Source organism: Sinimarinibacterium flocculans (assembly GCF_003201205.1).
In the GTDB taxonomy this organism is placed as follows: domain Bacteria; phylum Pseudomonadota; class Gammaproteobacteria; order Nevskiales; family Nevskiaceae; genus Solimonas; species Solimonas flocculans.
Genome location: NZ_QICN01000005.1, coordinates 161,775 through 184,988 on the forward strand (window position 1 = coordinate 161,775; position 23,214 = coordinate 184,988).

The 23,214-nt window shown below is 62.5% G+C and carries 20 protein-coding genes and 1 pseudogene; all 21 read right to left on the reverse strand.

Features of this window, described 5'->3' with window-relative positions; translation table 11 throughout:
• Positions 1-30: 30 nt before the first annotated feature.
• Complete coding sequence (locus tag C8D93_RS11085; protein WP_110265263.1) at positions 31-1,314, reverse strand: WcaI family glycosyltransferase; 1,284 nt, start codon at positions 1,312-1,314, stop codon at positions 31-33.
• Positions 1,315-1,422: 108 nt separating this feature from the next.
• Positions 1,423-2,079: an FkbM family methyltransferase gene (locus C8D93_RS11090; RefSeq protein WP_211307305.1), complete on the reverse strand. Its 657-nt coding sequence runs from the start codon at positions 2,077-2,079 to the stop codon at positions 1,423-1,425.
• 88 nt (positions 2,080-2,167) lie between these two features.
• On the reverse strand, positions 2,168-3,394 hold the full coding sequence (locus tag C8D93_RS11095) for a glycosyltransferase (protein ID WP_211307306.1): 1,227 nt from the start codon (positions 3,392-3,394) through the stop codon (positions 2,168-2,170).
• Positions 3,394-4,347, reverse strand: coding sequence for an NAD-dependent epimerase/dehydratase family protein (locus C8D93_RS11100; protein ID WP_110265265.1), 954 nt, complete (start codon positions 4,345-4,347; stop codon positions 3,394-3,396). Before C8D93_RS11100 ends, C8D93_RS11095 begins: the two co-directional genes overlap by 1 nt.
• Positions 4,348-4,492: 145 nt before the next feature.
• Positions 4,493-5,899, reverse strand: a complete 1,407-nt coding sequence (locus C8D93_RS11105; RefSeq protein ID WP_170123997.1) for an O-antigen ligase family protein — start codon at positions 5,897-5,899, stop codon at positions 4,493-4,495.
• Positions 5,900-6,026: 127 nt separating this feature from the next.
• Positions 6,027-6,761 carry a hypothetical protein gene (locus tag C8D93_RS11110; protein ID WP_146216573.1) on the reverse strand — a complete coding sequence of 245 codons (735 nt, stop codon included), beginning with the start codon at positions 6,759-6,761 and terminating at the stop codon, positions 6,027-6,029.
• Entirely contained in the window at positions 6,758-7,681 is a 924-nt protein-coding gene (locus tag C8D93_RS11115; RefSeq protein ID WP_110265268.1) for a sulfotransferase domain-containing protein, read from the reverse strand. The genes C8D93_RS11110 and C8D93_RS11115 overlap by 4 nt, the downstream gene beginning before the upstream one ends.
• Positions 7,678-9,363 (reverse strand): putative glycoside hydrolase, encoded by a 1,686-nt coding sequence (locus C8D93_RS11120; RefSeq protein WP_110265269.1) that lies wholly within the window; start codon positions 9,361-9,363, stop codon positions 7,678-7,680. Before C8D93_RS11120 ends, C8D93_RS11115 begins: the two co-directional genes overlap by 4 nt.
• 80 nt (positions 9,364-9,443) lie before the next feature.
• Positions 9,444-10,100, reverse strand: a complete 657-nt coding sequence (locus tag C8D93_RS11125) for a class I SAM-dependent methyltransferase (RefSeq protein WP_110265270.1) — start codon at positions 10,098-10,100, stop codon at positions 9,444-9,446.
• An 80-nt stretch (positions 10,101-10,180) separates the two neighbouring features.
• The gene (locus tag C8D93_RS11130; protein WP_110265271.1) at positions 10,181-10,936 is read right to left on the reverse strand and encodes a class I SAM-dependent methyltransferase; all 756 of its coding nucleotides are present in this window, start codon (positions 10,934-10,936) and stop codon (positions 10,181-10,183) included.
• Between the two features lie 60 nt (positions 10,937-10,996).
• A complete protein-coding gene (locus C8D93_RS21365; protein ID WP_170124004.1) occupies positions 10,997-12,244 on the reverse strand; it encodes an NAD-dependent epimerase/dehydratase family protein in 1,248 nt (415 codons plus the stop codon).
• A 174-nt stretch (positions 12,245-12,418) separates the two neighbouring features.
• A pseudogene (locus C8D93_RS21370) lies at positions 12,419-13,096 on the reverse strand (phosphoadenylyl-sulfate reductase); the annotation flags it as partial.
• Positions 13,097-13,098: 2 nt separating this feature from the next.
• Positions 13,099-14,493, reverse strand: a complete 1,395-nt coding sequence (locus C8D93_RS11140) for a lipopolysaccharide biosynthesis protein (protein ID WP_110265273.1) — start codon at positions 14,491-14,493, stop codon at positions 13,099-13,101.
• A gap of 226 nt (positions 14,494-14,719) precedes the next feature.
• Positions 14,720-15,082: a MarR family EPS-associated transcriptional regulator gene (locus tag C8D93_RS11145; RefSeq protein ID WP_110265274.1), complete on the reverse strand. Its 363-nt coding sequence runs from the start codon at positions 15,080-15,082 to the stop codon at positions 14,720-14,722.
• A gap of 130 nt (positions 15,083-15,212) precedes the next feature.
• A complete protein-coding gene (locus tag C8D93_RS11150) occupies positions 15,213-16,706 on the reverse strand; it encodes a sugar phosphate nucleotidyltransferase (protein WP_211307307.1) in 1,494 nt (497 codons plus the stop codon).
• Complete coding sequence (locus C8D93_RS11155; RefSeq protein WP_110265275.1) at positions 16,703-18,058, reverse strand: phosphohexomutase domain-containing protein; 1,356 nt, start codon at positions 18,056-18,058, stop codon at positions 16,703-16,705. Before C8D93_RS11155 ends, C8D93_RS11150 begins: the two co-directional genes overlap by 4 nt.
• Before the next feature lie 130 nt (positions 18,059-18,188).
• Complete coding sequence (locus tag C8D93_RS11160; RefSeq protein WP_110265276.1) at positions 18,189-18,935, reverse strand: sugar transferase; 747 nt, start codon at positions 18,933-18,935, stop codon at positions 18,189-18,191.
• 204 nt (positions 18,936-19,139) lie between these two features.
• Complete coding sequence (gene galE, locus C8D93_RS11165) at positions 19,140-20,114, reverse strand: UDP-glucose 4-epimerase GalE (protein ID WP_110265277.1); 975 nt, start codon at positions 20,112-20,114, stop codon at positions 19,140-19,142.
• Between the two features lie 95 nt (positions 20,115-20,209).
• Positions 20,210-20,986, reverse strand: coding sequence for a DsbC family protein (locus C8D93_RS11170; protein WP_170123998.1), 777 nt, complete (start codon positions 20,984-20,986; stop codon positions 20,210-20,212).
• A gap of 83 nt (positions 20,987-21,069) precedes the next feature.
• On the reverse strand, positions 21,070-21,984 hold the full coding sequence (gene xerD, locus C8D93_RS11175; protein WP_110265279.1) for a site-specific tyrosine recombinase XerD: 915 nt from the start codon (positions 21,982-21,984) through the stop codon (positions 21,070-21,072).
• Positions 21,985-22,091: 107 nt separating this feature from the next.
• Complete coding sequence (locus C8D93_RS11180; protein ID WP_110265280.1) at positions 22,092-23,084, reverse strand: OmpA family protein; 993 nt, start codon at positions 23,082-23,084, stop codon at positions 22,092-22,094.
• Between the last annotated feature and the right edge of the window lie 130 nt (positions 23,085-23,214).

The following is a 23,214-nucleotide window of genomic DNA, read 5'->3' on the forward strand; positions in this document are numbered from 1 at the left end:
CTGCCGCGGGCTGCATGGGGGATGCGCGAACTAGCTCGACGCGCTCGCATCTGCTGACTCCCGGGATTTCGGGGGACAGAGCTCTTCGAGATCACGCTCCATTCGCTCGAGGATCGCATCGCGATCCAGGTTCTCTTCGGCATACCGTCTGGCTCTTATGCCCATGCGCTGCCGCGAAGCAGCATCGTCGCTCAAGCTGACGACCGCTGCCACGAGGGCGTCAACGCTTTCGGGTGTCACTGCCAGACCGCACCTATGGGCGGACAGGACCTCGTGAAGCCCCGTCCCGGGCTCTGCCGTTGCTACGCAAGGACGCCCAGCCGCAAGAATGTTGGTCAACTTGGACGGCATGACCAAATCCGCCGCTTCTGCGCGCTGCACGATCAGATGGATGTCCGCCGCGCCCAGCATCTCGCTGAGCCGCTCCAGCGGCTGGACCGGCAGGAAGGCCATATTCCTCAGCTGCAGGTCGCGCGCAGCCCCCTCAAGGCGAAGCCGCTCGGCTCCAGCTCCGACCATGACGAAGCGGATGTCGTCGCGCTCCCGCACCCGGACCGCGAGATCGACCACGATCTCCAGCCCCTGCTTCGCCCCCATGGCGCCGGCATACATCACGATGACCTGATCGTCGGTCCAGCCGCGTTCGCGACGGAACGCGTTGTCGCGCACTGTCGGGCGCACCGATGCGATATCCGCCCAGTTGGGCACGAGCCAGCTTCGATGTGCCGCTCCACCCTTTTTCAGGACGCGGTCTCGCATCGGAGGGGTGATCGTGCTCGTTCGGGATGCTTTCGCCACAAAGAAGTTCTCCAGGGCAAACAGCAGGCGCCCGAGTCGGCCGATGCGCAACATCCCCAGGCGCACCGCCGCATCAACCTGAAAGTCCTGAATGTGGTAGACCCAAGGCACGCGGCGCAGCAGGCCGTAGAACCACGGCAGCAGCGCATCCTGCATCGGCGGGCACACGGCGATCACGGCATCGTAGCGGCGACGCTGCAGCAGGATGGGCAACCACCAGCGCAAGGACGCCAGCGTGAAGCTGCATTCCATCAGAATGCGACCGAACGCCGATACCCGACCGGGGCGGGGCACGAAATGCGGTGCACGCAGAACTCGCACACCGCCGAGCCGCTCCTCGTGCCAGGCACGACCTCGATACCCCCGCGCAATCACCCACTCCGGATAGTGCGGCATGCCCGCGATGGCATCCACTTCATGGCCTCGCGCTGCGAACCACCCCGCCATCTCCCCGGTGTACTTCCCGGTCGCGGTGAGCTCTGGCGAGAAATTCAGGCTGACGATCAGTAGCCGCACAAAGACTCAAACCTTCTCGTTATCCATGCAGAAATCTGCAGGAATCCATTGTACGCAAGCATCTACTGCACCGACTGACGGACAGTTCACGCAGCGTGAGCATGCATCTCAGCCGCGTCCGAACAGGAAGTCCGCCTGGATCGCTACACCTCGTTCGTCATAGGACATGTTGTAGACGCCCCGCAGCGAAAATCCACGTTCGCGCAACCATGCGATCACTTCGTCCGCGAAGGCCTGCCCCGCATACAGCTCCACAAAGGAACATTCGACATATGCCCAACTGAAACACCCGATCAGCGAACCACATCCCTCGAGCGCCTGCAGTTCGTATCCCTGGACATCGATCTTGAGGAGCGCAGGCTCCGCGATCTGCGTGGCGTCGACATACGTGTCCAACGGACCTACCTCGATCACGAGCGTGCCGGTCTCCGCGGTGCCATCGAACAGTTCGCTCTGCCTGTCAGTGATCGGCAACAAGGATGACGAGTCATCACGCGCGGAAAGGTGCATGGCGGACCGACTGCGAGCCGGCCCGACAGCAGCTTCGTGCAGATGAACATCTGCGGCGCCGGAGAAAATCGTCCGAAAGACGCCCGCTGGTTCACGCAGTGGCTCGAATGCGATCAGGCATGCATCCGGCCAGGCGTGCTTCGCCGCCAAGGCGAACTGACCACGATTGGCTCCAATGTCGACCACCGTAGCCATATGCCCGAGGCTCCCGAGCACCGGTGCATGCTCCACGCCGGCCGCCACGCCGTGCTTCATGAGCACCGCCCTCATAGATCCGCTCGAGGCAATGCGGGCGAGCTTACGTGCCCGAACGGAGAGCTGCGAAACCAGCCGCCTGACACTTCTAGCCATGTTCTCGCACGCTCCCTGCGGACGCATCCGGTGACGGGCTGCCGGTTCGACGCGAGTGTCCCCTGATCGCTGCCTCGTAGGCTTCCACGTGGCGGTCGGCACATTGCTCCAAGGAAGCATGACTCTCGACGAAATCACGGCCGGCGAGCCCCATTGCAGTGCGCGCCCCTGCATCCAGGAGTCGAGCGACCGTAACGTCGGCGACAGCGACCGGATCTTGTTCTGCGATGACGAACCCGGACCGACCTTCCTGGATCAACTCCCCGATGGAGCCGACATCGAAACTGACGACTGGCAGCCCCAACGCCATCGCTTCCTCCATCGAGGTTGGAATACCTTCCGACTGCGGGCGCGGCGTCATCCAGAAGATATCCATGGCCTGCGCATAGCGATGAACCTGCCCCTTGGGATCGAGAAGAAGAAGATCACGGCCCACTTCCAGGCCCAGCTCGGTGGCCAGGCGGAGCAGTCCCTCGCGATACGCGCGATGAACGTCGTAGCTCGCCCCCAAAATCAGGAAACGACAATCCGGCGCGCGCCGCCTCAACTCTGCCGCTGCCCGAATGAAGCTGTCGTGGCCCTTCTGCGGATTGACGTTTCCGACAGTCCCGACCACCAGTGACGCATCGTCGATCCCGAGTTCGAGGCGAACCTCACGGCGAACCGCTGCACTCTGGGCAAACAAACGCAGGTCTACAGGGGGGAAAAAGTTGATCAGCGCGCCGCCGGCGCGTACGCATCCCGGATGTCCTTTCGCCACCACGCGACCAGTGCACATGACCGCATCCGCGTAGTGCCGCACCACGGGAGCCAGCACCCGCCGCAGGGGAACTGGCGTGAAAGTATCCAGGATCTGCCATACCACAGGAACACAGGCGCGGTCCGCGGCGATCGCCCCGTGTGGGTTGACCAGGCCATTGATCTGGACCACATCAATGCCACGCTGTCGGATCAGCGCCTCTATTCCGTTCAGGTCGGAGCGAAAGTCGCGCATGAACCGGAAGTGCGTCAACGGATTCCGCGATGCGCGAAGGCGGCGCAATGGAAGCTGAACGACATCTACCCCGGCACTGCGCATCCGGTCGGCGGCGTTCCCCGGCTCGTCCGGAAGCAACACTGTCGTTTGAACGCCGCGCCGCGCCATGACGGGAGACAGCCGCGTATTGCGGTTGTGGGGGCCGCCAAAGACCGGATAGTGAATGATGCTGAGGACGCGCATCAGGAGTCCGAGGTCTCGATCTGCAGCGCTTGGTCGCCCAGAGCGGAAAACCACTCCCATGTCGCCGCCAAGCCGTCCTGCAAGGTCCAGCGGGAGCGGAATCCGAAAGCGGACTCCGCCTTGTCGCACCTCGCGAAGTTGCGTGCGACCTCACCGGCCCTGGCCGGTCGGAACTCGATGGGATGGGCCGGCTTTCCGGCAATGTCCCTCAGCGTGCGCGCGAGCTCAAGCACGGTTGTCTCCCGGCGCGATGCCAGGTGGTACACCTCTCCTGCTGGAGACTCTGCACCAAGAGCTGCAGAGATGCCCGCGCACAGGTCCTCGACGTGGATGTAGTCCCTCGATGCAGACCCATCTCCATAGATGACGATCGGCTGATCGCGCATCAAGGCCTTGATGAAAAGCGTCACCGCCCCCTTCTTGTGCGCGCTGTGCGGTCCGTAGACGTTACCGAACCTCAGGCAAGTGGTGTGCAGTCCAGATGCCTTCGCGAAGGCGTGCGCGTAGGCTTCGCCACAGAGCTTGCTGGCCCCGTACGGCGATATCGGCTTCGGTAGCGATTCCTCGCTTACTGGCGGCGTGGCATCTCCTATGAGAGCGCCGCCCGTCGACGCAAAGATCACTCGGCCGACTTGCGCATCAAGCGCAGCTTTCAACACATTGAACGTTCCTTGAACGTTTGCGGTGAAGTTCGTCAGGGGATCACTCACTGATTCGACAACTGAGCCGTAGGCAGCCAGATGCACGACCGACTCCATACTGCCCATCGCGTCTCCGAGCGCCTTGGCGTCGAGAATATTGCCCACAACCATCTCGGCCGCATCCGGCTCCCAACCGGTTGGCGACGATCGCTCGAGGGAATCGAAGACGCGCAGGCGGTGCTCTCCTGACATCTGCTTGACGAGATTCGTACCTACGAAGCCTCGTCCACCCGTTATCAAGGTTGTACCCATCGTCCTACCTCTTCGTTCGACATCCGTTCGTCAGCACACCGAAATCCTCAACGCCGCTTGGCACGCGCATGGAGGGTTGGTCTGCGACCCTGATCTTGCCTGTCACTCGGCACTCCCAAGGGACCTACGGGCAATGACCCCACGCCTAGGCCCGAGCCCGCGCAAGCGGCATATGCATCGTGGACACCCGTGTCGGAGAGCTCTCCGGCGCGGGAGCAGAAGTTGCCCGGACGTACTCCGCCAAGAATATGGCCAGACAAGTCATGTCGATCAAGGACAGCCCTCCTCCGCCACCACCTACCATCATCCTCACGAGCGGCAGTGCCGGCAGGCCGCTGACCCATATCTGCGCTCGCACTACCGCTTCGTCGCCTCTTCCGCCCGAGATCACGTGCCTCGCCCAGACCACGAGGAGCACGACATAGAAGCCGACTGCGATGACGAATCCCGGATATCCCGCTTCATACCAGGCAGCGAGAAAAAGGTTGTGAATCTGCATGTCATCTGCAACGACGCCAATGGACCCGCTCAGAGTCGCTCCAATACCGTAACCCGTCAGTGGACGATCCCCGATGGCCTTCATCGACTCCCGGATCATGGCCAGTCGCGGGTCGTCGCCGATCTGTGAAACGCGTGCCGCAACTACGTCGAGGACCGACACCAGCGCCTCTGCGGATACCACAGCCAGTAGCAGACAGGCAGCAATCGCCGACATCAGGATCAGCAGCGTCGACAGACGAATGCCGCGCCTCGCTGATGAGGCCCCTCGACGCCGATTCTTGAAGTACGCCGACATGGAAACGGCAGCGATGCCCAATGCCAGAGCAAGCCAGTTCGATCGGCTCACGCTGAGCACCACGAGAATCAGCGACAGGCCGCCGAATATCCAGGAAGCGGCCAAGCGGAGAGAGCCACGTCGGCGGCGATTCTGGCGATACGCGTTGGTCAGGAAAAAGTAGAGGACGAACGCACCGACCAGTGTGTTCCGCAGCGAGGTGCTGATGAAGTTCGCGTCGTCGCGCGTCAGCGTCTCGCCACCGGCAGCCGCATTGAAAAGCTTCGGATAGAACCCGAACTGCAGCGCGACCAGGTCGCGGCTCACCGCCGCCTGAACATACTCGATGAGAAAGTGGCGCCCCTGTTGCGCGAATGTGAGTTCAGCCACAGCCAGGAACATCAGGCAACCGGCAGCGGCGCCCCAGACTCCAACAACGTTCTTGTCCTGCATCTGCATGTTTCGCCAGGAGCCATACAGGATGAGAAACATGGCGAAGTAGACAGTGTCCTTGCCTATGGCAACGAATCCAGCGACCGACGGACTCCAGATCAGCGTCGACCAGCACCAGACGAGATAGGCGGCGAAGAGTACGAAGAACGCTGCTGACAGTCCGCGCTTGGGCCACCGTACAACCTGCCGCCCCCATGCAAGCAGGGCGCCGCCGAGGACTGCGGCGAACGCCAGATGCACTGGCTTGACCGAGAAGCCCTCGCCCCGGACCAGACTGAACCAGATCAACGGCTGCGCCGATACAAAGGCCAGTACGGCGACCACTGCAATCTTCTGTCGGCGTATCATCGGCGCCCCCTCGCCGGGACCTCATCGGCAGAAGTGCCTCCAGAAGCAAGCGACACTGCAGCCCGCGCCGCCCGGATACCACTCAACATCCGTACGAGTCCGATCATCTTTCGGCCTCGCGCATGAGCCGCTCGTATACGTGAACGGCCCGCCGCTCCAGACGACTCCCCTCCAGCCCCGCCCAGTGACGCTCGATCTCGAGCTTGCGCCGGTGACGCTCCGCTGACGGTCGCGCAACACTGGTCTGCTGAACCACGCCATCACCGAATCGCAGCGCATTGCGCCGCTCGATGGCGGCAAAGCAAGCGTCCACGTTACCGGAAGTATGCTCGAACCGGGGAAAGTCCGTGCCAAAACGTCCGTTCACTCGATCGAGCACGCTACCGAAGTCCGCGGTCACCTGCTCGAAGCTGGCGATCACGAATCGCCCTGTCAGTGGCAGGACTTTCTCATGAAAATGAATCCATGACTGCAGTGCCTGCCGCACCGCCACTTCCGGGTGCCGGATCATGAACGACAACACCGAGTCGCGTGGCCGTCGAACGATGAGAACGATGGGCTTTCCCAAGCGAGCGGCCTGGATCAGCTGTGCCGGCGCATGGCAGTGGTGGGCGATGTCGTAGCGCCTTGGCTCGACCTGACGGAGGGCTGCAACGGCAAACGTATTGCCGCTTCTAGGAAACGCTTCGATGACCAGGTCGGTATGTGGCCCGACAATCGTCGCGCCGTCCGGGTCACGCTGCTTCGCGCGCATCAACGGAAGGTACAGCGCGGGAATATGCGAGATCGAAGTACGTACCCAGTAGCGGGTGCGCACCACTGCCGTACGCAGGTTCATCTGGACACCTGCCACTTGCCAAGGTCAACGCCGATCAACTCGCTGGTACGCTGAATCTCCTGCTCGTAGTAGCTCTCCAGACGTGCACGGATGTCGCCCCTGAGCTCTGGCTTGTCGTTTCCGAGAAGACCCCTGAGGACGTAGCGGTCCAGAGCCGTGATCGCTGCAGCCGGCAGCCAACGGTGCGGATACCGGCGCTTCTCGATGAGCTTGCCTGAGCCAGCATCGTAGGCGTACAGGAATCGATTCCTGAGCGTGAGAAGCCGCAGGCGCGAAAGCGAGTAGACGCCTGCATTGGCGAGCTCCGGAAGCGGGCCGAGGGATGAGTGCTCCAGCCTCAGGAAGCTGCACAGCCGGCGCACCGCATCATTCGGGGTAGCCTGGATTTCCTCCTGAAGCAGGACCAGCATCTGATGGGCGGGAAACAGGGCCCGGTACCGCTCCAGGTGCGTCGCATAGTTTCCGTACTCCAGCAGCTCGCGCGCCTTGGGACCGCCGTATGCCTCGCCGTCGAGCAGGCGCGCGAGGGCGACGTTGATGTCCGCTACCGGCAGAAAGCCCAGCTTGACGTAGAAGTAGTAGGCGGAAAGGAGGCGATCGATAGGATTGCGCAGCACCACGACGAGCTGCGCGTCGGGGATGATCCGGCGAATCCTCGCTGGCACTTCGGGGCGCCCCAGGTAATCCGGCCGCTTGATCCCGAGGCGCCTTTCGTGACATCCGCGAAAGAGCGCACGCAACGCATCGCTGTCGCCTTCTCCGAACTCAGGGTCCTCGAAGAACCGCGTCTCGTCTTTCGGCATGTACACATCGGGGTGCTCTCTGAGTACCGTCTGAACGAAAGTCGATGCCGATTTCTGCGCCCCGATGATCAGAAAATCAGGAAGCCTCGTGTTTTTGACTGTGGGGCGCCCGCTCATGACTCAAGCCTGATCTCGCGAAGACCGACCGGACCTGCGAACTGAATGCCGTGCCACCTTCTGAACGACAGGCTGCTATCAGAGAAGACGCTCCGGCCATCAACTGACAGACTCGCCCACTCCGGAGCCAGCGCCACCTCTGAAGCCCCCACCTGCCGCTGTACTTTCTGCGAACTCGGTGCGGGCCAACGTGGCTGCGCCGGCGCAGCGATGATGCTCGCGCCGCCTTCTGTCACCTTGACCCAGGCAAACTCCTGCCTGCGCTGCGGATCATCGACCTCCGCCCGCAGATAGAACTCCCAGTGCCGTGCCGTCGGTCGCCAGCTCAGTCGAACGGTCGAGCGTGGGGTCATTGAGCGTTCGATATCCAGCAGGCGCTCACTGCCCTCTTCTCGCGCGGGAATGCTGAGGTACCTGCCACCATTCTCCGACTGCATCGCAGCACCAGGCAGGTCCGAGAAACCTGTCAAATCGATACGTAGCGGACTTCGCTCGGGTGGGGCACTCCTCTGAAGGATCACCCCCGTCCCCGGGAGCAGGACCCTGCGTCCGCTCATACGATCACCTTCGGGGGTGTAGTACTCGCCTTGCAGGCTCAGCACGCCACCTTCTCCGTCGTCGGGAGCAACCGCTACCAGCCCAGAACGATACTGCCTGGTGAAGAGCCCGTCGTGCGCTCGGAATCGACCTTCCGCCGGCCCGAGAGACACCCGCCAATCGGCATACACGGAAAGCCCGCCGCTTCTTCCGCGCACTGTCGGGTGCTGGAACGTCGCGTGATACTTGAAGGCAGTGTGCGGTCCTGCAGCGAGCAGATAGGCAGCGTAAAGGTAGCGCTGCCGCGCGTAGTCCTCTGCATAATCCGTGTACGACCAGCGTCCGCGGCCGAACGCGTAGACGCGACGGTCTGCGGATGCGGACACCATGGACTCGAGATAGGGCTGGATATCGCTCGAGAAACTGGCACTCTCGTCTTCGGGTTCGCCGCCGAAATACTCGATGATCGCTGCATCTGCGACCGACAAGAGGCTGGCCTGATCTTTGACGGAATCAGGCCCGAAGTTCCAAAGCCCGTTGTAGAGAATGGTTCGTTGCCCCAGGCTCTGCCTGAGTACCTGCAGCATCTTGTCGATGCCCTCGGCGTAAGCTCGACAGAAGTCGACCTCCTTTGCGCAGAGTCTGGCGAGCGGCCTGGGCCTGTATCTGGGTGTACGGACCAGCAGATCAAGTGCTACTCCGTCATACCCCCCCTTCCTCACGGCGTTTCCGATCGTCTCGGCCATGCGCGAGCGATAGCCGGCATCGGTCACCTTGCCGAAACCGGGGATCGTCTTGCCACCCCGCGATGCGATCAGGTACTTGTGCGGGTTCCGCTCGATCCAGTCCGAGAGCCCCGTGCTTCCCGGCGTACCTGCGATGTTGCGGTTCACCCAAGCATACATGAGCAACGGCACGTCACTTGCGCGGCGGCGCAGCCGTGCCACTGCTTCTGCGTCGCCGCGCCCTGCCGGCATGCGTAGTGCCACGACTGATGCGTAGTCCTTCAGAATGCCTGACACCTGCAGGTCGATCCGCGTGGGCTGGCTTGCGGCGATCCAGAACGGCGTCTGCTGCTGCGCTACGCATGGAAAGGCGAGCATCATCGAACACGCCATGAAGGGCACCTTCAAGGAGCCGGTCACCGCGACGCCCCTCTGACGCGCCGGTGGCGCTGCGGCAGCCTGCCTCCGAACGGTCCGGCGAAGGTACCCGCCATCAGTATCTACGCCTTCTCGAGAACAGCGATATTCGAGAAGGACCAGCCTGGAAAGAGTTTCGAGAGTCCGATCTCAACCTTCTTGAGCGGAGAGCTGACCGGCGTTCTCCTCGGAAAGAGAAACACCTCGTCATGATCTAGGCGTATGACCTTTGCCTTGAGGATGTTGGTCAGGAAGTTCAGCCAGTGTCCACGGTCCCAGGTCATGACATGGCCCTGGTTCGCCTGATACTTGCGAAAGGCCGCCTTCATGAAGTTGGCCGGATTGACGGGGTTGGGCACCGCTACGACAAGACGCCCTGTCGGCTTCAAGGCATCGAAGATCTTGCGGACCGCGTCAACAGGATTGTTGAGGTGCTCGAGGACATGGCAAAGAATGATGGTGTCGTAACCCGATCCGGCGGCGGAGATATCGAACGAATCTTCCGACAGAAGGAAGGTCCCTGAGACGATGTGCTCGATCTTGGAGAATCCGTGCGACTGCACGTCAGCGGCATACAGCTCGAGCTCGGGGCGCAGGCGGTGCAACTCCCGAAGAATCTGCCCTCCGCCACTACCGATATCGAGGACTTTTCCCGCTGGGGTGTATTCGGCTGCCAGCTCCGCTATCAGGGAGTGATACAACTTTGGCGCTTTCTCAAAATCCAGATGAACAGTTTGCATGAGGGGCTCAGGGCAGTGGGTCTAGCGTGAATCGTCTCGTTCCCGACAACGAAGAGGGCGGTGGTTTCGATGCAGCCGATTCAACGGTCCGGCTTCCCGCGCTTCTGAATGAAGACCATCAGCGTTGGCGCGAGTCCTTCCGGAGTCAATCGCGCGGCAAACATGATCGCTCGCCACAGGACAGCGGAATGACCGAAATAGCGGGGCTCGCCGAAATGACCGTAAACCGCGTGAAGGTATCGTGCCGGCGGGAAACATCGACGCAATGCCGACCTCGTGTTCATTCTGTAACGTGTGGGAAACACGTCTATCGATTTGCGATCCGGTTGGGCGCGGCGCAAGACCGCTACGTGCCAGCGGTTGGGGACAAGCGTTGTCGCAAGGCCTATGTAGCCCCATCGGTTGGGGGTGCGCGCACATAGCCAGCCGCCAGGCCTGAGGATGCGGTCGATCTCACTCGAGAAGAACGTCGGATCGTCAACGTGTTCGAGGACGTAGTCGCTGATGATGAGGTCCACCGACCCGTCATCCATCGGCAACGGCCTCTGCGGATCGATAACGTACGCCTCGTCCACGCCCGGATTGTCGAGGACCGCAGGATCCGGATCGAGACCGACCAACTTGGCGCACCGCCCCTTCAGTTCGCGAAGCCGGCGTCGGAACGTGACCGGATCGTCCACGATACCCCGCCCGCGCCCCGCCCCCAGATCCACGACTACGGAATCCGGACGGATCAGTGCGTTGACCCGCCCGTAGAAGTGGACGCCACCGTCGTGGCGGGAATAGCCACCAGCTGCGACCTCCGGGAAGAGCTTTTGTTGTGGCCCTACGTTCATGTCTGCCGAACTGGCACAGTAGCTAGAACACCTCTCTCCAGCATCGTCACGCCCGCCACGCTAGACATTCCTTCCCTGCGGGCTTCCGGCCGCAGCCGGCGCCTCTGCACCCTTGCGGCCACCATCCGACTCCGGAGCCAGCTTTCCGCTACGCCAGTTCGACACACAGGGAATCTTGCTGTGATCGCAACGATCGGCATACTTTCGAGCGATCTGCGTCACTTCTTCCATCAGGCCATCGCCCAGGGTGATCGGCTCGAGGCCAAGATGCAGGAATCTGTCGTTGGCGACATGCAGCTCGTTCTCGTCCGCTTCGATCCGCGGATTCGCCACGAAATCCACCTTCGCGCCAGTGCGGTCAGAGATCATCTTCGCCAGGTCCCTGACTCGATGGGTCTCTGTCATCTGGTTGAAGATGTGCACCCGATCGCCGGGCTCGGGCGGATTCTCGAGCGCGAGCTGGATGCACTTCACCGTGTCCTGAATATGGATGAAAGCTCTCGTCTGCCCGCCGGTGCCGTGCACCGTCAGCGGATGGCCGACAGCAGCCTGCATGAGGAAGCGATTCAGTACCGTGCCGTAGTCACCGTCATAGTCGAAGCGATTGATAAGGCGTTCGTCCAGACGCGTCTGTTCTGTCTGCGTACCCCACACGATGCCCTGGTGCAGGTCGGTCACCCGGACCTTGTCGTTCTTGTTGTAGTAGAAGAACAGCAGTTGATCCTGCGTCTTCGTCATGTGATAGATGCTGCCCGGATTCGCGGGATACAGGATTTCGTTGTCGACGAGGCGTCCGCCGTCAACCTCTACCTTGACCTGCAGGTAACCCTCGGGAATCTTCATTCCGGCGGTACCGTATCCATAGACACCCATCGTGCCGAGGTGCGCAATGTGGATGTCCTGTCCGCTCTCGACCACGGCTGCCAGCACATTGTTGGTCGCATTGATGTTGTTGCTGACCGTGTAACGCTTGTGGAAGCTGCTCTTCATCGAGTAGGGCGCCGCTCGCTGCTCGGCGAAGTGGACGATCGCATGCGGGCGCCACTCCTTGAGCAGATCGAGCATCCGCTGATAGTTGACGGCGACATCGAAGTTGTGGAAGGCGACATCTCGCCCTGTGAGGTCTTTCCACGCCCTCAGCCGCTGGCCCAAGGGGCGAATCGGCGTGAGAGATTCGCATTCCAACTCGACGTCGATGTTGCGACGAGACAGGTTGTCGACGATCGCCACGTCGTGTCCCAGCGCCGAGAGGTGCAACACGGTCGGCCAGCCACAAAATCCATCACCGCCCAGAACGAGTACTTTCATTTTTCTGTCTCCCGATTGTGAGTCTCTGACTGCTTTCCCGGCTCGCGTCGCCGATGTTCCCGCGGATTCACTCGCGACCGGCGGCTTGCCAACAAGCTGCTGTCGCACCGAACTCTCACCATCCCGCGGCCGGACACTCCGCGCAAGGCGGCCGGTCGACGGATCCATATGCAAACCGCACTCCTTCACCTCGTCGCGCTCCCACCACCAGCGCCCGGCTCGCGCATCCTCCCCCGGCGAGATGGCCCGGGTACACGGCGCGCATCCGATACTCGGATAGCCTGCATCGTGGAGCGCGTTGTAGGGCACGGCGTGTTCGCGAATGTATGACCAGAGCGCTTCGTGGTTCCATTCGAGCATCGGATTGAACTTGTACAGCCCATGCACGGAGTCCCACACCCGTTCACCGAGGTGGCTGCGCGTGACCGACTGCTCGCGTCTCAGCCCGGTCAACCAAGCCTTCCTTCCCTCAAGCACCTTCTTCAGCGGCTGGACCTTCCGGATTGCGCAGCACTCGCGCCGACGATCCACGCTCCGATAGAACGCGTTCGTACCGTGCTCGGCAATCCACGGCTCCAGCTCGGAAGGGTCGGGCGAGACCATGCGCACGGTCAGGCCGTAGCGCTTGCGGACGTTATCCGCCAGTTCGTGCGTCTGCTCCGGGAGGCGCCCGGTATCCAGCGAGATGATGTCGATACCGAGCCGGTGCCGTGCGATCAGGTCCGTGATCACCATGCTCTCCGGGCCGAATCCATTGGCCAGCACGGCCGGACTGAAATCCCTGGCGATCTCGTGAAGCAACTCCACAGTCCGGGACAGAAAGGCGTCGTACTTCTGGCTTTCGACGCTCATCGTCAGACGCCCTCGGCGAGCTTGGCCCTGCCGCGGCCTAACCTGGCGCGAATCATCGTCACTGCCTCCTTGATCACGGCCACGTCGACCGATGCGAATATCCAGATTCCGAGGCTTCTCCTGACCAGTACGACACCAACGAGATTTCCAACAAGCTGACCAACCGAGAAGCCTATTGCTACGCCCAGCACCCCGAGGTACGACCCCAGCGCAACGCTGGCCGTTGCCTGGGCAAACAAGGCGGCAAGAACAGTGCCAAGCATGAAGTGCCTTCGCCCCGTCATTGGCAGGACGATCTGCCAGGCGCCCGCCGCCACGTTGATCAGCTGACCGACGCAGAGAACCATCAGCAGGGTGAATGCTGATGAATAGAAGTCTCCGAAAAGCTGGCCCAGCAGTGTCTTTCCGCAGATCAGCAACACCACCACCAGCGCCGCGCAAGGAAGCAGGCTCAAGCCAGCGAGGGAGCGGACCGTCCGCTCCAGCTTTGGCATGTTCCCCGACGCGTGCAACGTCGCGACAACAGGAGGCAAAACGGCGTTGATCACGAGTGCGGGGGCTATCAGCACCAACGCCAATCGTTGGGCCACGCCGAAAAGAGCGACGCCGTCGTCGCTGTCGAACGCGCTGACCAGCCAAGCGCCGCTCTGCGTGTACAGTGCCGCAATCATGATGGCTGTCCACAGTGGCCATCCCTCCCGCACCAGCCCCCCAACGGGCAGAAGGGCGTGAGGCACCTGTTCCCCCTCTCCCCCCACGTCATCCGGGAGTTCGCGAAGCCGCCGCCTGAGCGCCACGAACCCCGCGAAGACGATGGCAACGGACACGAGCAACATGCTCAGCAAGGCGGTCTCCAGGCTGAGCAGGCCCGAGAACCAGAGCACCGTGATCACGAGCGTGGCACCAACCGCATTGCTGATGCCGTTGTTTCTGACGCCTCCCAGAAGCGTGGCCATCCGGATGTCATGCATGCCGCGGAAGGTTTCGGCCAGGAAGCGCTGCACTGTCGCCGAGAACAGCCATGCGAGAACTACGAGTTGATACTCGATCAAACCGGGCGCATTGATGACGACACCGAGCAGCCACGGCAGGAGAAGAAACAGGGAGATGCAGACAGCCGTCGTCGCAGCGAGCACGACCGTCAGACATCGTATTGCCAGACGACGCATGGCACTTCGCGCCCCCGCGCTGGCAAGGGGTGCAGCGAAACGCACGATGACTTGGTCCATGCCGACCGTGCCGACACTGGCCAGAATCATGATCGAGCTGATCGCGACAAAGAACAGGCCATACTCGGAAGGCGGCAACGCGCGCGCCAAGACCACGGTGAGCAATAGTTGGCTCGCCATGGAGAGAAGCTTGCCGGCACCGGACCAGAGGGCGCCGCTGAAAAGCATATGCCGGAGCCCCTTCACAGACTTCGATGTCTGATCGACAACTCTCGGCAAAGCTTGGCTATCTGGCGCTTCGGAATGCACGTCTGATGTTTGTCATTGGATTCGCAGGCCGAGCGCGGTACGCGAGTCGGCTGCAATCACCCCTGAAATCAACTGATGATTCTGCTTGATCCGCAGCGTTCGTCCTGTGCGCTGGTTGGCATAGCCGCGGCACACACCCTCGAAGTCATGTGGAAGACGCTTCATCGCGTTGACTCGCCTGCTCTGTATCCACCCGAAGCTCCGCACTCAGCTCTTCGATCTCAAGCCTGAGGCGCTCGTACTCCTCCACCTTGCTTCGCAGAAACTGCAGGGTCGCGCTCGCCTTCGCCTGCACCCCTGCAGGAGTCAACAGATAGGCGTAGTGCATCTTGTTCGACCTTCTCCGAAATCTCGTGAGCTTCACGTGCCCCTTTTCGGCCAACGCTCGCAAGCAGTAGTTGACCTTGCCCAAACTCACGCCCAACTCGGCCGCGAGTTCGCGCTGAGTGATTTCGGGCCTCTGTTCAATCAGGCGAACGATGCGAAAACGGACGTCGTCAGCATTCATCAGCGACCACTGCGTTCAACGGTTGAACACAACCTAAGTGACGAGCCCGGCTTTCGCAAGTCGTAACTCCTTTAGCTGGCCGCGAATGCGGCGCCATCTCATGCTGCGCAGTGACGACAGATTCGTTCGATCAGACGCGACCGTAGACGTCCTGAATCCGTACGATGTCGTCCTCCCCCAGGTAACTACCGGACTGCACTTCGATCAGCTCGAGCGGAAGCTTGCCGGGATTCTCCAGACGGTGGGCGGCTCCCAGCGGAATGTACGTGGACTCGTTCTCCGAAAGCAGGAACTCCCTTTGCTCGCACGTCACTTTCGCTGTACCGCACACCACGATCCAGTGCTCGGCGCGATGGTGATGCATTTGAAGGCTCAACTTGCTTTCAGGATTGACGACGATGCGCTTCACCTGAAAACGAGGGCCGGTCGCAATCGTTTCGTAGCTTCCCCAGGGCCGGTGAACCACCGGGTGTCGTTCACCCTCGTCTCGTCCCTCAGCCCTGAGCCGAGCGACGATGCTGCGAACCTGCTGTACCTTCCCGCGATGAGCCACAAGTACGGCATCCTGGGTCTCGACAATCACCAGATCATCGACCCCCAGCGCCGCCACCAGACGATGCTGCGCATGGACCAGGACATTGGAGCTGTCCTCCAAGAGGACATCGCCCGACTGATAGTTGCCTGCGGCGTCCAGCGGAAGTTTGGCGAGGTAGGTCCAGGACCCGACATCGTCCCAGCCGGCGTCCATAGGTACGAGCGCAGCCCTGCCCGTCTTTTCCATGACGGCGTAGTCAATGGAATCCTCCGGAGCAAGCACAAACGATTCGGCGTCCAGGCGCACGAAATCCAGGTCCTGCACAGCGCGAGCCAAGGCCTGCCGGCACGCGGCAACGGTACCCTCAGAGGCGACGCGCTGTGGCCCGGAGCCTGCCGCTCCTTCGCTCCCACCGCCTCGATTCCCGTCCGCACCCTCAATACGCGAAAACTCGTTGAGAAAGAGATCGGCTCGAAACAGAAACAGCCCCCCGTTCCATGCGTAGTCGTCACTCTGGACGAAGGCTTCCGCTCGCTCCCGGTCCGGCTTTTCCACAAAGCGCTCCAACTGGAAAGCGCCATTCCCCAACGGCTTGCCTCGCTTCAGGTAGCCGTAGCCGGTCTCGGCCCGAGTCGGTTTGATGCCGAAAACCATCAGGTACCCACCCGAAGCAACCTGGGCTGCGATACGGCTGGCCTCGCAAAACGCCGGTACGTCTGCCACGGCGTGATCTGCACTCATCAGGAAGACAAGAGCGTCTTCGCCGTACTTCTGCTGTGAGAACAGCGCAGCGACCGCCGCCGCCGGCGCAGTGTTCCGACCATGAGGCTCCAGGATGATCGTAGCGCCGCTGGCGCAAATCTCGCGAAGCTGCTCGGCGACGATGAAGCGATGGACGTCTCCGCAAATGACTACGGGCGGCGCTGCGTTCTCGATCGCTCGCGCACGCAGCACCGTACTCTGAAGCAACGTGTGCTCGTTGCTGCCTATCTTCAGAAACTGCTTGGGCCAGGCTTCACGAGACAGCGGCCACAGGCGCGTCCCCGAGCCGCCGGCAAGGATGACGGGAACGATCGTGGGGTTCTTCACGGCTGCAGTTCGTCAATCAGGGCCAGGAGCCGCCCGGTCTGCACTCGCATGAGTTGCTCATCTCCTCGCGCCTCGACATTCAGGCGCAGGAGGGGCTCCGTATTCGAAGCACGCAGATTGAAGCGCCAGTCCGGATACTCGACGCTCAGGCCGTCGGTATGGTCCACGGCCTGCGCTGCGTCGGCATACCGGGCCTCGATGCGTTTCAGAACATCGGCGATGCTGGCAACCCTGCGGTTGATTTCGCCACCGGACGGGAAGCGACGGATCCGCGCGTCGACGAGCGAGGAGAGGGGCGCACCTTTCTCGCTGACGAGCGCCGCCACGAGCAGCCACGGAATCGTCCCGTTGTCGCAGTAGGCAAAATCACGGAAGTAGTGATGCGCGCTCATTTCGCCGCCGTAAACCGCGTTCTCCAGACGCATGCGCTCCTTGATGAAGGCATGGCCTGTCTTGGACTGCACCGGAATCCCGCCGCTCGCCCGCACGATATCGATGGTGTTCCAGGTCAGTCGCGGATCGTGAATGATCTTGGCGCCAGGGTCTCGCTTGAGCAGCGCTTCGGCCAGGAGGCCGACGATGTAGTACCCCTCGATGAATCGGCCTTGCTCATCGAACAGGAAGCAGCGATCGAAGTCGCCATCCCAGGCGATACCGAAGTCCGCGCCGCTCTCTCGAACCGCTTCGGCGGTAGCCGCCCGATTCTCGGGCAGAAGGGGGTTGGGGATGCCGTTTGGAAACGTGGGATCGGGCGCGTGGTGCATGCGCACGAATTCAAAGGGCAGATGCGGCGCCAGCGCATCGATGACGAGCCCCGCCGTACCGTTCCCTGCATTGACGACCAGCTTCAGCGGCTTCAGCCGCGACACGTCGACATAGCCGAGCAGGTGGCGAACATAAGCCTCACGGCCGTCGTAGCCGACGAGCCGCAATTCACCTGCGACTCCATCGGACGAGAGCGCTACGGCGCGCTCCAGTTCTCGCAGACCGCTGTCCCCTGAAACGGGCTGAGCGTTGCTGCGCACGAGCTTCATGCCATTGTAGTCCGCCGGATTGTGGCTCGCGGTGACCATGATGCCGCCATCCAGATCGCGGTCGAAGGTGGCGAAATAGACCTCTTCGGTGCCGCAAAGCCCGATATCGATGACTTCGACGCCCCGAGCAGTCAGCCCCCGGGCGAGCGCCTCGAGCAAGGGGCGACTGCTGTGGCGGACATCGTGCCCGACCACGACACGCTGCGCGTCGAACTGCTTCGCGTAAGCGACGCCCAGGCGATAGGCAATCGCCTCGTTGAGTTCATCCGGGACGCGTCCACGGATGTCGTAGGCCTTGAAGCAGGAAAGAGTCTCCACGGGAAGCTTGCAGTGAGGCGGACGGATGGCGTCGGCGGGGTCGTTCGGATGCGATGAGTGCTGCTACGTTCCGGAGAGGTGCCTATGCCGCAGCCGGGCCGGGCACAGGCTGCAAGATCGGCACTCGTCGTCAGTAGGCGCCGCGACGACCGAGAACGACGAGGACCGTGCGCAGCAGGATGCCAACGTCCATGAACACGGTGGCCCGCTCGGCGTAGTAGCGGTCGATTGCGACGCGGCGAACGTAGTCGGTGTCGTTACGACCGGAAACCTGCCACAGCCCCGTGATACCGGGCTTGGTTCGCAGGTAGAAACAGACCGCGCGACCGTACTTGCTGATCTCGGACCGAGTGACCGGCCTCGGCCCGACCAGACTCATCTCACCACGCAGCACGTTGATGAGCTGGGGAAGTTCGTCGAGACTGGTGCGGCGCAGGAATCGCCCGATACGGGTGATCCTCGGATCGTTTCGCAGTTTGTGATCCCGCCGCCATTCCAGACGCAGCTTCGGATCGCTCGCAAGCAGGTCCTGCAGCACCGCTTCGGCATCGGGCACCATGCTGCGAAACTTGTAGACGCTGAACGGTTGTCCGTCGCGGCCGACGCGCTCGTGTGAAAACAGTACCGAGCCACCTTGCCGCCTCAAGGCCACCGTAACGATGACAATGACGGGGGAAAACACCGCCCCCAGGACCAAGGCTCCGGATACGTCCATGCAGCGCTTGATCACCCGATAGGTGAGGCTTCGCGGAGCAGGCCCGGCAGCGGACTCGTCGCTCGTCGGAGACGGCGCGTCAAGACGCACGGTCCCAACGGTTCGACCTGTCGTTGCGCCTACGTCCCAGGCGCGCCCGCTGTCCATTCGACTTCCTCCCATCCCCTGATTTAGCGATCGTCCCGTTCAGCCTTCTGGCCTAAAGGCCATGATTATTACGCTGCACGGTGAATGTGTCCTTAAGAATACTATCATCCAGCAAAAACATGACGGCTGTTGCGGCATGGTTCTCAGATTCATTCGATCTGAGCGGCAGAGCCTCTGCGTCTACTTCATGCATGAGCCGTGCCGGAACGGGCGTAGGCTTCAGAAACGCGGCTCCCGGTGCCAGCGCCACGCCGATTCGATGATGTCGCGGATGGCGGGGCGCAGCGGGCGCCACCCTAGAAGCTCTGTTGCCTTCTTGCTGCTCGCCACCAGCGCAGCAGGATCGCCTTCGCGACGAGGGCCAACGGGAATGTTCAGCGCACCACCGACGACATCCTCGACCGCAGTGATGACCTCTCGTACCGTGTAGCCGCGACCGTTGCCCAGGTTGTAGCACTGGAATCCTTCCTCGCGCTCCAGTTGCTGCAGCGCACGCAGATGCGCGTCGGCAAGGTCGTTGACGTGGATGTAGTCGCGCACGCAGGTGCCATCCGTCGTGGGATAGTCGCTGCCGAAAATGCATACATCCAGGCTTTCCCCCGCCGCGCGCCGCAACAGGCGCGGAATCAGATGCGTTTCCGGCTCGTGGGATTCGCCGATCAGCCCCGATGGGTCAGCACCAGCAGCGTTGAAGTAACGCAGGGCAACGGCCCGCAAATCGTAGGCCGCGCAGGCATCGCGCAGGACCTGTTCGATCGCGAGCTTGGTTCGACCGTAGGGGTTGAGCGGCTGCGTCGGGTGATCTTCATCAATGGACGCAGCCCGGGGTTCGCCGAATATGGCAGCCGTGGACGAGAAGACGAATCGAGCAACACCGTGTCGACGCATCGCCTCCATCAGGGTCAGCGTATTGCCGACGTTGTTGCGCCAGTACTTGAGCGGATCGCGGACGGATTCACCCACCAGCGAGCAGGCGGCGAAGTGCATGACCGCACGAGGCCGCTCGCGAACGAACAGGGAGTCGAGAGCGGCCGCATCGCCAATGCTGGCCTGGATGAACCTGCCCCAGCGCAATGCAGCGCGGTGGCCTGTCGACAGGTCGTCGCAGACCACCAGTTCGAAGCCGCTCTCCGCGAGCAGCTTGCACATGTGAGCGCCGATATATCCGGCGCCTCCGACGACGAGAACTTTCATGGACGTGGCGGGGGTTCGTGCGCGAACTGTGCGCCGGAGCACCGCAGTCCGCCTAGCCCCCGTATGCGGGGTGGGCTACAGAGCCAGCCCCTGCCCTATCCCTGTTCCTTCATCTGCAGGCGCTCGGCCAGCGCGTCCGCCGGCATGTAGCCGTTTACGACCTCGCCGTCGGGCAGGATCATCATCGGCGTACCGCGCAAGCCGAGCTGGGCGCCGAGCATGTACTCGCGCGCCACCGGATTCTCGCAGCCGGCCTCGTTCTGGATGTCACCGCCCTGCTTGGCCAACGTCAGCGCCTGCTTGCGATCATCCGCGCACCAGACCGACTCGGCCTTGCGGAACGACGGAGAGTTGGGCCCGGCACGCGGATAGAACGCGTAGCGAATGGCGATGCCGCGAGCATTGTAGTCCTCGATCTCGCGGTGCAGCTTGCGGCAATAGCCACAGTCGATGTCGGTGAAGACGGTCACGGCGTATTCGGTCTTCTCCGGCGCGAAGACGATCATGTTCTCCTCGCCGAGCGCCGCCAGTTCGGTGACGCGCACGTCCTTGCGCTTGTTCTCGGTCAGGTTGACGCGGGTGACCAGATCGATCAAATCGCCGTCGATCAGGTGGCGACCGTCGCCGGTGATGTAGCCGTACTGACCGTCCTGGCTCAGCTCGTACAGCCCCGGAATGGCCGATGGCTGGACGTTGTCGCGCTTCACGTCCGGGAGCGCTCCGGTCACCGCATCACGCACCGCCTCCAGGCCGGCATCGCTCACAGCGACGTTGCCGGCCGGCGCCGTCGACCCACGCTCGGGCGCACACGCGGTAATCAACAGGCCTGCGAGCACCAAGGCCGCGATCAGCGCAAACAAGGAGGTTTTCATGAGGAATCCGAAACGGGAACAGGGCGGCATTATGACAGCAAGCCACGATGCGAATTCCGCGCCGCGAACCGAGGGTCGCCATGTTAGCCGCGCGGATGATGACGAGCGTGGAGGTCGCGCAGGCGCGCACGCGCCACGTGCGTGTAGATCTGCGTCGTGGAGAGATCGGCGTGGCCGAGCAAGGCCTGCAGCGAGCGCAGGTCGGCGCCGTGCTCGAGCAGGTGGGTGGCGAAGGCGTGGCGCAGCGTATGTGGGGACAAAGCGCTGCGGATGCCGGCGCGTGCCGCGTACTGCTTGATCAGTCGCCAGAAGTTGTGGCGGGTCATCGGCTTTCCGCGGACGGTCAGGAACAGGCCTTCGGCGTCGCGGCCATCCGCCAGCTCGGGCCGGCTTTCGCGCAGATAGCGCTGCATCCAGTCCATGGCGTGCTCGCCCATTGGCACCAGACGTTCGCGGCCGCCCTTCCCCAGCACCTGAACGACACCCGACCTCAGATCGACGCTCGTGCGCGGCAGCCCCACCAGCTCGCTCACCCGCAAGCCGCAGGCGTACATCAGCTCCAGCATGGCCCGGTCGCGCACACCCAGTGGAGTGCCGATATCGGGGGCATCGAGCAGGCGCTCGACATCCGTTTCCGCCAGCGTCTTGGGCAGGCGCAGACCGGCCTTGGGAGAGTCCAGCCGCGCCGTCGGATCGTCGGCGCGCTGACGCTCGGCATACAGGTGCCGGTAGAACTGGCGCAGTGCCGACAACAGGCGCGCCTGCGAGCGCGGACTCAGCGCCCGCGCAGCCAGGTACTCCCGCAGATCGACCTCGCCGGCTTCGACGAGCGGCACTGCGCGCGACGCCAGCCAGCGAGCCAGCAAAGACAGATCCGAGCGGTAGCTGGCCTGGGTGTTGCGCGACAACCCGCGCTCCAGCCACAGACGGTCGAGGAAACGGTCGATGGCCGCCGCACTTTCTGCGTCCGCAGCCGGTGGGTTCCCGATAGCGCTCATCGCGACCCCAGACAGCCCTGACGCCTGTGTTCGTGAACCACGGATCGCACCAAAAGAAAAACCCCCGCTGCCGGCAGCAGCGGGGGTTCGAGGCTCGCGGCGCCCGATTACTCGGTCGTCGTGCGGACTTCCGCGCGACGGTTGAGCTGACGGCCCTCGTCGGTCTCGTTGGTCGCGACCGGCTTGGACTCGCCGTAGGACGTCGTGTCGATCTTGTCGGCAGCCACACCCTTGCGGATCAGGTAGGTCTTGACCGCGCTGGCGCGGCGCTCGCCGAGGCCTTGGTTGTAGCCATCGGTGCCGATCCAGTCGGTGTGACCATCGACCTTGACGCGCAGGTTCGGATCCTGCTCGGCCAGCTCGTTGATCGTCGAGGCGGCGCTGTCCAGATCGCTCATCGCCTTCGGCGTGAGGTCGGACTTGTCGAAGGCGAACAGCACGTCGGTGAAGCGGCGCTCGCCACCCAGTGTCGGCTGCGGCTGCGGCTTCGGAGCCGGAGGCGGAGTCTCCTTGGCCGGCGGCGGTGCGGTGACCGCATACGACGTGCCGAACGGCACGACGAGACCGACCTTGGCGATGACGTCCTCGACCTTGTCGGAGCCGCCGATGTTGGCATCGGAGGACAGCCAGCGATAGCGGATGTCGTAGACGAAGCCCAGCGTCGTGCTCTTGAACGGGAAGGTCTGGAAACCGACGCCCGCGTCGAAGAAGCTGCCATCCTCCTCGAAACCGGTGCCGTCGAGCTCGTTCTCGGCCCAGCCGGCACCGAAGCCGACATACGGCGAGAACACGCGGTTGCGGGAGTAATAGAACAGGAAGTCCGCCTTGATGGCGTTCTCCGTCCATTCGTTCGGCTTGGACGCGCCATCATCGGAATAGCCGTGATGGTAGGCGCTGAAGTCGACGTTGAAGTAATGCGTGATCGGCACACCGACCCCGACGAAGAACCCCATTCCGTCGCCGGACGCGCGAGCGCCGTCGGCAAACGCATGGGAGTATCCGCCCTGAATCGTCCACTTCGGATACATCGTCTCCGCGTTGGCAGCGACCGGGACCGCGGTCAGCGCAGCAGCCGCCAGGAGGCATCCCCTAATTCTCATTGTCGACCTCGTCAGTTCCTTTTTGAGTTCCCAAACCGGCGCGCCGCTATCGATTTGAACGGCAAGCAGGGAGCGCGAACACCCGGTCTCACAAATACTATATCGCTCGATTCCGAATTTTGCACCACGT